At 53.7% G+C, this 9,739-nt stretch carries 11 protein-coding genes; 6 read left to right on the forward strand and 5 right to left on the reverse strand.

Going from position 1 to position 9,739, the window contains the following annotated elements:
* Positions 1-44 precede the first annotated feature (44 nt).
* A complete protein-coding gene (locus tag RW092_RS11635; protein WP_085279548.1) occupies positions 45-854 on the reverse strand; it encodes a histidinol-phosphatase in 810 nt (269 codons plus the stop codon).
* Positions 855-916: 62 nt separating this feature from the next.
* On the reverse strand, positions 917-1,819 hold the full coding sequence (locus tag RW092_RS11640) for a LysR family transcriptional regulator (protein ID WP_016311021.1): 903 nt from the start codon (positions 1,817-1,819) through the stop codon (positions 917-919).
* Between the two features lie 271 nt (positions 1,820-2,090).
* On the opposite strand from RW092_RS11640, the gene RW092_RS11645 reads away from it, so the two are divergent.
* The 5 genes from RW092_RS11645 (at position 2,091) to RW092_RS11665 (ending at position 6,975) form a co-directional block, all read left to right on the forward strand.
* Positions 2,091-2,549, forward strand: coding sequence for a chemotaxis protein CheX (locus tag RW092_RS11645; protein ID WP_036624248.1), 459 nt, complete (start codon positions 2,091-2,093; stop codon positions 2,547-2,549).
* A gap of 103 nt (positions 2,550-2,652) precedes the next feature.
* Entirely contained in the window at positions 2,653-3,429 is a 777-nt protein-coding gene (locus RW092_RS11650) for an SDR family NAD(P)-dependent oxidoreductase (RefSeq protein WP_316010265.1), read from the forward strand.
* A gap of 122 nt (positions 3,430-3,551) precedes the next feature.
* Positions 3,552-4,970 carry a DEAD/DEAH box helicase gene (locus tag RW092_RS11655; protein WP_316010266.1) on the forward strand — a complete coding sequence of 473 codons (1,419 nt, stop codon included), beginning with the start codon at positions 3,552-3,554 and terminating at the stop codon, positions 4,968-4,970.
* A gap of 23 nt (positions 4,971-4,993) precedes the next feature.
* Entirely contained in the window at positions 4,994-5,746 is a 753-nt protein-coding gene (locus RW092_RS11660) for an ABC transporter ATP-binding protein (RefSeq protein WP_316010267.1), read from the forward strand.
* Between the two features lie 2 nt (positions 5,747-5,748).
* On the forward strand, positions 5,749-6,975 hold the full coding sequence (locus RW092_RS11665; protein ID WP_016311026.1) for an ABC transporter permease: 1,227 nt from the start codon (positions 5,749-5,751) through the stop codon (positions 6,973-6,975).
* 68 nt (positions 6,976-7,043) lie between these two features.
* Here RW092_RS11665 and RW092_RS11670 read toward each other — a convergent pair whose 3' ends face one another.
* The 3 genes from RW092_RS11670 to RW092_RS11680 form a co-directional block, all read right to left on the reverse strand.
* Positions 7,044-7,163 carry a YjcZ family sporulation protein gene (locus tag RW092_RS11670; RefSeq protein ID WP_208855739.1) on the reverse strand — a complete coding sequence of 40 codons (120 nt, stop codon included), beginning with the start codon at positions 7,161-7,163 and terminating at the stop codon, positions 7,044-7,046.
* 107 nt (positions 7,164-7,270) lie between these two features.
* Positions 7,271-8,569: an aminotransferase class I/II-fold pyridoxal phosphate-dependent enzyme gene (locus RW092_RS11675; protein WP_316010268.1), complete on the reverse strand. Its 1,299-nt coding sequence runs from the start codon at positions 8,567-8,569 to the stop codon at positions 7,271-7,273.
* A gap of 113 nt (positions 8,570-8,682) precedes the next feature.
* The gene (locus RW092_RS11680; RefSeq protein ID WP_016311029.1) at positions 8,683-9,303 is read right to left on the reverse strand and encodes a pyridoxamine 5'-phosphate oxidase family protein; all 621 of its coding nucleotides are present in this window, start codon (positions 9,301-9,303) and stop codon (positions 8,683-8,685) included.
* A gap of 128 nt (positions 9,304-9,431) precedes the next feature.
* Here RW092_RS11680 and RW092_RS11685 point away from each other — a divergent pair.
* Positions 9,432-9,739, forward strand: a 308-nt coding sequence (locus tag RW092_RS11685) for a winged helix-turn-helix domain-containing protein (RefSeq protein WP_316010269.1), incomplete at its 3' end; no start/stop codon positions are given.

Genomic DNA, 9,739 nt, shown 5'->3' on the forward strand with positions numbered 1-9,739 from the left:
CTCTTAAGAACCCGAAGGACGTTGTCGGGTTCTCTTTTTTTTGACTACAGAGGAACGGTGACTTTCTGTTTATTTTTGAAATAGACCCATTCCTGAAATCCGATTTCTTTCAAACGTTGAGCGACTTCTTCCCATTCATCTCCAACCCGGGACGGGATGTGGGCATCGGAGCCAAAGGTGACGGAAACCCCGAAATGAAGGGCCCGTTCGAGAATGGAATCGTCAGGATACCATCCGCCGCTCAGCTTGGTTTTCCCGGAGGTGTTAATTTCAATGGCCACCCCGTGCTCGGCAATCGTTTTTAATGTATCGTCAATCGCTTGTGCAGCCGGAATATCCGTAAATGCCGGGTAGTTGCCCTTCATCGCGTCGATGTGTCCCATAATCTGAAACAAACCGCTGCGGGCCGATTGGCGGATCAAATCGTAATAGGCTTCTTTGCTGGCTACTTTCTCCTCTTGGCTAAGGCCCTTCCAACGATTTTTGTTGAAGATGCTTACCTCACCAACGCTATGAACCGAACCGATAATATAATCAAAAGGATACTGGTTCAGCATATTCCGATAAGCGCCCAGATGTTCCGGGAAGAAATCCGATTCGATCCCCAGCAGAACATCGATTCGGCCAGCGTACTCCTGCTTTAACTTCAGCACTTCCTCAACATATCCGGCAAAAGCTTGTTTGCCCATGGCGATTCGGGGAAAAGGCTGATCCTCATTATGGCCGAAGTATGGCGTATGATCGCTGATCCCGATGACCGATAATCCGGCAGCCAGTCCGGCTTCAATGTAATCGCGGATGTTCCCGTCCGCATGGCCGCAGCGGAAATGATGGGTGTGAAGGTCAAACTTCATGGAAGACGGCTCCTTTCTGTTGCGTTGAGGTGTTGTGCCCGATGAGCACGAAGTATCTCCGTTTACTCAGAACTGATAAAATGGGTTTCCGGCATGCCCTTCAGGTCGCCCAGAAACTGCTGCATCGCCGAGTTAATATATCGGCTGGATTTATAGATGACGCCAACCGGGTGAGTGACTTCAAGCTCAGGGATTGGCACAACCTTTAGCGTACCCTGTTTCAATTCGCGTAATATCGATTGCCGTGAAATGATCGCCGCCCCGAGATTGATCTCTACCATCCGTTTGACTTCCTCACTGCTGGACAACTCCATCACGATGTGCGGTTCGATGTTATGTTGCCGGAAGACCTCGTCGATAAACCGCCGTCCGACCGTATCGGGAGACAGCATAATCATCGGGATGCCGCGCAGTGAATCCAGCGTGGGAGATGGGTTGCTTGCCAAGGGGTGCAGCGGAGAAACGACGAATTCGAACGTATCATAATACAACACCGACGAGAGCACTTGCGGGTTGTTTTCGATTAAATACCCGATCCCGATGTCAACTAGCCCTTGCTCCACGTTCTGATAAATTTGGCTGGAGGGCATGGATTGAATGGTGGTTTTGATCAGCGGGAACTGGTCTTGGAAGTACGATAAGATCCGCGGCAGAATTTGAATGGCGATCGATGTGGTAGTCCCTAACACAATATGGCCTTGCGGGGTATGCTCCATATCGGACAGCTTCTGCTTGAGTTCTTCAACGATGTCCAGAATGCGTTCCGCTTGCTCCAGGAATACTTGCCCCCGGTCCGTCAGGGTAACCGGTTGGTTGCGGTCAACCAATACGGTGTTAAACTCATCCTCCAGGCTTTTGATTTGAGCCGAGACTGCGGGTTGGGTCAGGTTGAGCAGTTCGCCAGCCTTTCGGAAGCTTTTTGTTTTGGAGATCGTAATCAACGTCTCCAACTGACTAATATTCACCAGAAGGCCTCCTTTCTTTCCCGTTCCTTGGGAAATGCGCCGGATACGGCGCATTCCTCCATGATTAATTCATTATAGGGGAATTTCGTTGGCTAAATCAATGACACGACATTCGACTGTGTTCGACAAAATCCTACTTCAGCATCAGTTTTGTCTCCATGATTCGATTTTTAATGACTTATTCCTAGGAATAAAGTATAATAAGTTTTAACTAAATGTTGGGTCTATTGTATTGTAAAGTTATTCTTCTAGTGAAAAGGGGCGCATCCTTTTGAAAGCAGAAGTCATAAATCCTTTTCTTGAATCCGCTCGTTCGGTTATTCAGCAGGTTGTTCAAGTTTCGCCTTCGACCGGGAGTATGGGAGTTAAAGAAGTGATTCCCGTACAGGATCATATATGGATTCAAATCGGAATGACGGGCCATTTCAGCGGCATGGTGGTGTTCGGGCTGCAAGAGGCCGTAGCACTGCGCATCGTTTCGGCGATGATGGGCGGATTCGTCCTGACAGAGATGGATGAAATGGGGCAAAGCGCGATTTCCGAGCTGGGCAACATGATCAGCGGGAATGCCAGCACCATTTTGTCCAATCAAGGAATTGTTGTGGATATTACGCCTCCGCAGGTCCTCAAGATGGAGCAGGCGGCGGGGATTGGTCCACGCAAGGCGCTTTGCATTCCGCTGTTGATGGACGGCATCGGCGAACTGGACATTCAAGTGATGATCTCTTAAGATTAGGTACAGCAGAAAGTCAAGTGCCAGCATTTTATACATACGGTTTCGTGAACAGAAGATGACTTTTTGAACTACCTCTTGAAGGGATGTTACAGTGCGTATGTCGTTAGAAGGCAAAATCGTTGTCGTCACCGGCGCATCCAGCGGGATTGGCGCTTTGGCGGCGCAGAGGTTGTCTGAGCGCGGCGCTGTGGTCGTTCTGGCTGCCCGGAATGCGGAGAAGCTGAACCGGGTTGCGGCGAGTCTGGCCGGACCTTATCGGGTACTGGAGATGGACGTTGGCAGCGACGCTTCCGTGAAGGAAGGATTCGACCAGGTCCTGACGGAGTTTGGACAGGTGGATGTCCTGTTAAACAATGCAGGTTACGGCAAGTTCGAATCCTTGGACCAAATGCCGATTTCCGAATTTGCGGAGATGATGAACGTCAATTACATAGGTATGGTTCGGTGCACGAAGGCGGTTCTTCCGTCCATGAAGGCTGCCCGTTCCGGACGGATCGTTAATGTCGCTTCGATGGCCGGCAAGATCGGCACGGCCAAGTCTGCGGCCTACACCGCGACGAAGCATGCGGTTATTGGCTTTAGCAGCGCATTGCGTCAAGAGGTCCGGGAGTACGGCATTACGGTGTCGACGATTAATCCGGGACCGATTGATACGCCTTTTTTTGACATTGCGGATCCAAGCGGCGGTTATGTCAACAACGTGCGTTGGATGATGCTCAATCCGGAGCGCGTGGCCAAAGCGATGGTAAAGGCGGCAGAGAAAGGCACGATGGAGATCAACCTGCCTTGGATCGCCGGCGCAGGAGCGAAGTGGTACCAGATGTTCCCGCGACTCGCGGACCGGTTAAGCTATCGAATGATGAATAAGAAATAGCCTGCCTGTGAAGGCAGGCTATTTGCGTCGGTGTAAATTTGTTGTGACTTAGGCTTATCGCATATAATGAAAATATTGGCATAGGACATCAAGTACTTTGAAAATAAAGGATGAATGGCGAAATGACGAATATTACATTTGCCGGGCTGGGAATTGGCGAGCCGTTGACCGCAGCCTTGCTGGACTACGGAATATCGGAACCGACACCGGTTCAGGCCGAGTGTATCCCTGCGGCGTTGGAAGGCCGGGATATTCTTGCACAATCCCAGACCGGAACGGGGAAGACGCTGGCTTACCTGCTGCCGTTGCTGCAACGGATTACCCCTGAAGAGAAGACGTTACAGGGGTTAATTTTGGCACCTACCCAGGAGCTGGCGATGCAAATTCTGCGGGAGGCGGAGAAGTACGGAGAAGCGCTGGGGATCCGAAGCCAGGCGTTAATCGGCGGAGCTGCGATCAAGCGCCAGCTGGAGAAGCTGAAGCAGCACCCCCAACTTGTCGTAGGAACGCCGGGCCGGATTCGTGAAATTTTAGCGCTCCGCAAGCTCAAGCTGCATACGCTGCGCACCGTGGTTGTGGACGAAGTGGATCAAATGTTCCAACTTGGCGGCACAGCGGACGTGGAGCACATTCTGCGCGGGACGTTGCGGGACCGCCAGCTGATGTTCCTGTCGGCGACAATTAACCCGGATATTCGGGCATTGGCGGCGAAAGAGATGAAGGAGCCGCTGGAAATCGGGATTGAACCGGAGCACCGAACGTCCAAAACGGTGGAGCATCTTTACTTCTTATCCGAAGCGCGGGATAAAATCGATATGCTGCGGCGGATCGTACGCCACTTCGAACCCGAGCGGACCATTGTATTTATCAATAATACGGATCAGATCGCTGAAGTTGAAGCGAAGATGAACTATGTAGGTCTCAGCGCTGGCGCTTTATATGGAGATGCGGACAAAACGGCGCGCAGCCTGACGCTGAAGCGATTCCGCGAAGGGAAAATCCGCGTGCTGGTGGCGAGCGATGTTGCTGCCCGCGGACTGGACATTGAGAATTTGGCTCTGGTCGTGAACCTCGATCCGCCCATTGATTCCGAGCATTACGTTCACCGAGTCGGCCGAACTGGCCGGATGGGGCGGAAGGGTCTGGCCGTTTCGATCGTGACGCCGCAAGAAGAATTCATTATGCGTAAATTCGCTCGGGAACTGGGCATTGAGATTGAGCCCAAGGCGTTATATAGCGGGAAGCTGGTGGATGCTGGTGAGGCAGGTTCCGGCAAGCGAACCCGGCCCACTGTTGGCGGCAAGCTTGGTGCAGACAAGGCGCCTCGCCGCAAAGGCACAACGGGGAGCGCTGGCCGTACAGCAGGGGAAGGCGGTAACGGACGGACATCCCCGTCGGCACAGATTTCCGGCCGATCTGCTTCCAGTCATGGAGGATCGCGGAAGGTATCGCCCACCGCTGAGCGAAAGAAGGAGCGTCTTCAGGATCGGAAGAATAAAGGGGCTCCAAAGTGGTTGAAAAATAAGCCGCCGCGCAGTTAGGCGGATCGTGGGAGGCGTTAGGTTTGAGTGGAAGTGAACTGCCCGTATTGCAGGTCGACGAGCTGAGCGGCGGCTACAGCTTGGGAAGGCCTGTACTTCACGAGATTAGCTTCGAGGTGAAGCCGGGGGAAATGGTTGGGCTGATCGGGTTAAACGGGGCCGGTAAGAGCACAACCATGAAGCATATTCTGGGACTGATGACTCCGCATCAGGGAGAAATTCGCATTTCCGGCAATACGCGGGACGATGCGCCGGAGGCCTATCAGTCGCAGCTGGCCTTCGTTCCGGAGTCGCCGTTGCTCTATGAGGAATTGACAGTACGGGAGCATTTGGAGTTTGCAGCCCGGGCCTACGGCGTCGAGCCGGCAGCTTACCGGGAGCGGGCGGACCATCTGCTGAAGCTGTTCCATATGGAAGAGAAGGCGGACAGCCTGTCCGCCCATCTCTCCAAAGGGATGAAGCAGAAGGTGATGATCATGTGTGCGTTTGTCGCCCGGCCGCCGTTGTATATTATCGATGAACCGTTTCTTGGATTAGACCCGCTGGGCATCCGGTCGCTGCTTGATTTCATGTTGGAAATGAAACAAGGCGGCGCCTCGATTCTATTGAGCTCGCATATTCTGTCAACGATTGAAAATTACTGCGACCGCTTTATCGTCCTGCACCGGGGGAGAGTTCTGGCCCAAGGGACGCTGGCTGAAATCGGGGAACAGGCGCAAGCCTCGGGAGCTTCGCTGGAGCAAATATTCTACGCCTTAGTGAAGGACGGCGAATAGCGATGGAGCTTCAAACGCTGCGAAGCCGGCGGAGAGCAGCCTTCTGGGGCAAAGTGCTCCCGTATTTGCCCTATGTCTTTCAGAGCGGCCTCGCCGTCTTGCTGCTCCTGCTGCTCATTGCGTTTTCGGCTTGGTATACGGCGTTTCTGCAGAACCTTCCGCCCGGTTTGCCGATTCGCTGGATTTTGCTGCTATTATGGGGGCCGCTGACCGTCTATGCCGGATTCCGAACTTATGTGCAGCCGGCGGACGTCATTTTCTTGCTGCCGCAGGAGACGCAAATGAAGGCTTACCTGGCCCCGGCTTTTCGGAACGGACTGATTTATAAGCTGGTTGGGCTCTATATTGTGGTGTTACTGGCTTGGCCGTTATATCAACGCAGCGGCGAGGGCGGGGCCATCCAGCCCTTATGGCTGATGCTGATCGTCTTGCTCTTGCTTAAGGCGTTAAGTGCCTACGGCGCTTGGCAGGAGCTCCGAATTACGACGTCTCGTGCTAGAGCCGGGTACCGCTTGCTGCGCTGGTGCTTCGTGCTGCTGATGACGGCGGCATGGATTTGGCAACCCGCTTGGAAAAGCGCCTTGTTCATGGTACTCGTCAGCCTCAATTACGGCCTGATCTTGCGGTTCCCGATGAAACACAGGGTCCCTTGGGACAACCTGATCGCTGCGGAACGCACAGCGTCCGCTCGGGTGCAGATGATGCTCAGCTGGTTCGTGGACGTGCCGTCAGAAGGTCAGAAGGTGATCCGCCGTCGCTGGTTGTCTGGCATCGGCAACCGGATTCCGTGGCAACCGGCCGAAGCCTACCGTTATCTGTTGGTCAAGACGTTCGTCCGGAGCGAGCTGCTCGGGATCCTGCTTCGCTTAACGCTGCTGGGCATGGTGCTGACAGGATGGAACGATCAGTCGTGGCTCGGACTGGCGATTCACTTGCTGTTTGTGTTCCTGGCGGGCATGCAGCTCGCCGCCTTGCGCCAGACCCATCGGGACTCACCGGCAGCTTCCTTCTACCCGTTGCCTGCTGGCGCACGGAAGACGGCGACGCTTCGATTAAGCTCCCGACTGCTGTTCGCGATCACGGTATTGCTGTGGCTTCCGATGGTTGTCATCCCGGGCGGAGATGCGCTTTTGACGTTTGGCTCCTTGGCCGCAGGCTTATTGTTGGCGTTAGCTATGCGTTCTGCCTGGAAGCGCAGATGGCGCGAAGAGGACGAAGACGAGGAATAGTAAAAAAACGGACCGTTTCCCTGCTCGGGAACGGTCCGTTTTGAATTGGAAACATATTTCAGAGCAAGTTACACCAGGATGGAACGGCTAACGATAACCAACAGGATAAAGAGAACCAGGATCACACCTGTGCTCGTGAACAGGCCGCCGTAGCCGTAGCCGCCTCTTGCTTCTTCAATTCCGCTCATTTTCATTCCCCTTTCCCAATTAGGCGTTTTGTATTTGTACACCGTATTGTATGAGAAGAGGGGCTGACGTGCGTGGGCCAATGTGCCGTTCTCCGGCGGTTCGCCGCCTATTTGCCCTGCAGGTCTTGGACGCCTTGATAGATCAGATCAAACAGTTCTTCCAGATGCTCTTCCGCGATACAGGAGAAGGCGATCCGCAGGTCGGTGTCGCCCAGCGCGATCGTGCCGATGCCGTACTGGTGGATCAGATGCTGCCGCAGCGCTTCAGCCCCGACCGTCTTAAGTTTCAGGCACATGAAATAGCCGGAATTAAATGGGTAGTATTCCCATACGTCCCCATACTTGCCGCTGTCGAGCAGGGCTTTGACTTTATTGGCACGTCTCTTCATAATCCGGAATTTCTCTTCCTTCTGGGCGGCAAATTCCGGCGATTTCAGAGCGCGCAGTACAAACGTCTGCGAAGGATGAGCACCGCTCGAAATTGTGGCGCGAATAATCCCCAGCGTCTTCTGCTCCAATGCGGTCAGCACCGCTTGGTCTTCGGACGCAAACGTAATAAATCCAACGCGGAAGCCCCAGACGTATTCTTCTTTCGTTGCTCCGTCCACTTTGATCGGCAAAATCCGCGGATGCAGTCCCGCCAGTTGACCAAACAACGATTCATGAAGCGATTCCTCGAAAAATAACCCAAAATAAGCGTCGTCGGTCACAACGACTACATTAATGCCTTCTTCGGCCGCCGCTTGGATGGCAGCTACGATCTCTCTGCCTTCCTTCGTCCCCGGCGTATATCCGGTTGGATTGTTCGGGAAGTTCAAGATCACGATCGCTTTGCCTTTATCCTTCTGAGCCAAGAGCGCTTCGCGCAATCCGGCGCTGTTGAAGGTCATGTCTTCGGTGAATAACGGGAAGTTCACGATGTCAGCATGACGGCGAATGCCGAAAGTGAGCTCGTAGTTCTCCCAGTTTTTGTCCGGATAAATGACAACATCGCCTTCATCGACGAACAGATCGGCGACGATGCTGAGCCCGTGGGTCAGGGCGTTGGTAACAATCGGTTGGCCGAAGCTCTTGCCTTCGAGCGACGGATTCTCCTGAATCATTTTATCACGCCATACGCTGCGCAGCTCAGGTTTGCCTGCTGGCGGGGCATAAGGGTACAAATCCTGCGGTTTATAGGCGGACAAGGTGTCCTGAATCGCTGCAAGATGCATCGGGATGCCGTTTTCGGTAGCGATGCCAATCGTAGCGTTATATTTCTTAGCGTGGGCTGAAGCTTCGGCAGATTGGCTTAAAATGCCTTCCTTCGGGAAATAAATTTCCTTGCCCAGCGTGGACAGCATGTCATACACGTGCCGGTTGCCGGATTTGACGCTCTCGTTTAACTGCTCCGCGAGTGGGTTCATCACATTCATCCTTCCAAATCGGTTTGATATTTTAGGACAGTAACGTCTTAAACTGCCTAACATTATATCATTTCGACCCGGACACGTCACGGTGAAATCACAGCGGATTTGGCTTATTTTTCTGGGTGGGCCGGACAGTATTTCTTCATGAGGGCAATTGTCTCTGCATCCAGTTCATTCCCCCGCTGCTTGAGGCCGGAGGTGACGGCGGTTCGATTCGGTTCCTTCAAATTTTGTCCGAATTTAAATTTGGCGCTGATCGCTTCTGGCACAATCCGGCAAAGGGCTACGGCCTTCAGTTGTCCGGCATAGTCAGGATCCTCAGGCGTGATCGGGGCGTAACCGCCCTCCGGCTGCAGCTTCTCCATAAACAGGGTAAAGGCGTGAGCTTTTTCCTCAAGATCGTCCACCCTTTCCACCTGTCCGCGCACCATGACGCTTTTGAAGTAAGAGGAGGCCGGGCAGGCCAGCTTGGGATCGGTAAAATAAGATGGGATGATCGCATACTCCTTGGCAACTGTAAAGCTGACCCGTGGATCTTGAGTGATCTGCTTCATTTTCTCTCCCGCCAGGCTTCCGTGAAAATAGAAATGCTTGCCATCGTAAACGAAATTCAGCGGCGTGACCCGGCTCCAACCGTCCTCGCCGACCGTGCCGAGAAAGCCGAAGCTCATTTCCTGTAAAAACTCGTGAATTTCCGCCTCTTCTGTCATGCGAAATTCTTTTCTGCGCATGGTTGGTCCCCCCTCCGATGGTTTGACATTCAGCTTACGCCGGAAATTGACAATAAAAAAGAACCAATTTACATTAATTTTACTGGTCCAATTTCGGTTCATTTCGGGCGGAGACAGGGGGACTTGAGATGCCGGATTTTACGATTCCGTTGGCGTCGTTCAGCGAGAAATATCGATATAAATATTTAGCTTTGTACCATGCGCTTCGTGCGGCGATTCTCGACGGTACGCTGCCGGAGGGCACACGCCTGCCGGCGACCCGGGAGTTGGCCGAGTTATACGGCCTGTCCCGCGGGAGCGTCTCGCAGGCGTACGACATGCTCCACGCCGACGGCTACGTGCGGACCGCCGTCGGCAGCGGCACGTTTGTTGCCGGCGGGGTGCAGCCGCCGCAGGCGGACGAGGGGCCGAAGGCGCCGATCGCGTTGTCCCCTTG

This window comes from Paenibacillus sp. 3LSP (assembly GCF_032465655.1).
Lineage (GTDB): Bacteria > Bacillota > Bacilli > Paenibacillales > Paenibacillaceae > Fontibacillus > Fontibacillus barengoltzii.

Excerpts from the sequence above, each read along its gene's own strand:
- RW092_RS11670 (WP_208855739.1), bottom strand. The coding sequence starts at position 7,163 with ATGAGCGGAATTGAAGAAGCAAGAGGCGGCTACGGCTACGGCGGCCTG.
- RW092_RS11680 (WP_016311029.1), bottom strand. The coding sequence starts at position 9,303 with ATGCGCAGAAAAGAATTTCGCATGACAGAAGAGGCGGAAATTCACGAG.
- RW092_RS11650 (WP_316010265.1), top strand. The coding sequence starts at position 2,653 with ATGTCGTTAGAAGGCAAAATCGTTGTCGTCACCGGCGCATCCAGCGGG.
- RW092_RS11635 (WP_085279548.1), bottom strand. The coding sequence starts at position 854 with ATGAAGTTTGACCTTCACACCCATCATTTCCGCTGCGGCCATGCGGAC.
- RW092_RS11665 (WP_016311026.1), top strand. The coding sequence starts at position 5,749 with ATGGAGCTTCAAACGCTGCGAAGCCGGCGGAGAGCAGCCTTCTGGGGC.
- RW092_RS11655 (WP_316010266.1), top strand. The coding sequence starts at position 3,552 with ATGACGAATATTACATTTGCCGGGCTGGGAATTGGCGAGCCGTTGACC.
- RW092_RS11675 (WP_316010268.1), bottom strand. The coding sequence starts at position 8,569 with ATGAACCCACTCGCGGAGCAGTTAAACGAGAGCGTCAAATCCGGCAAC.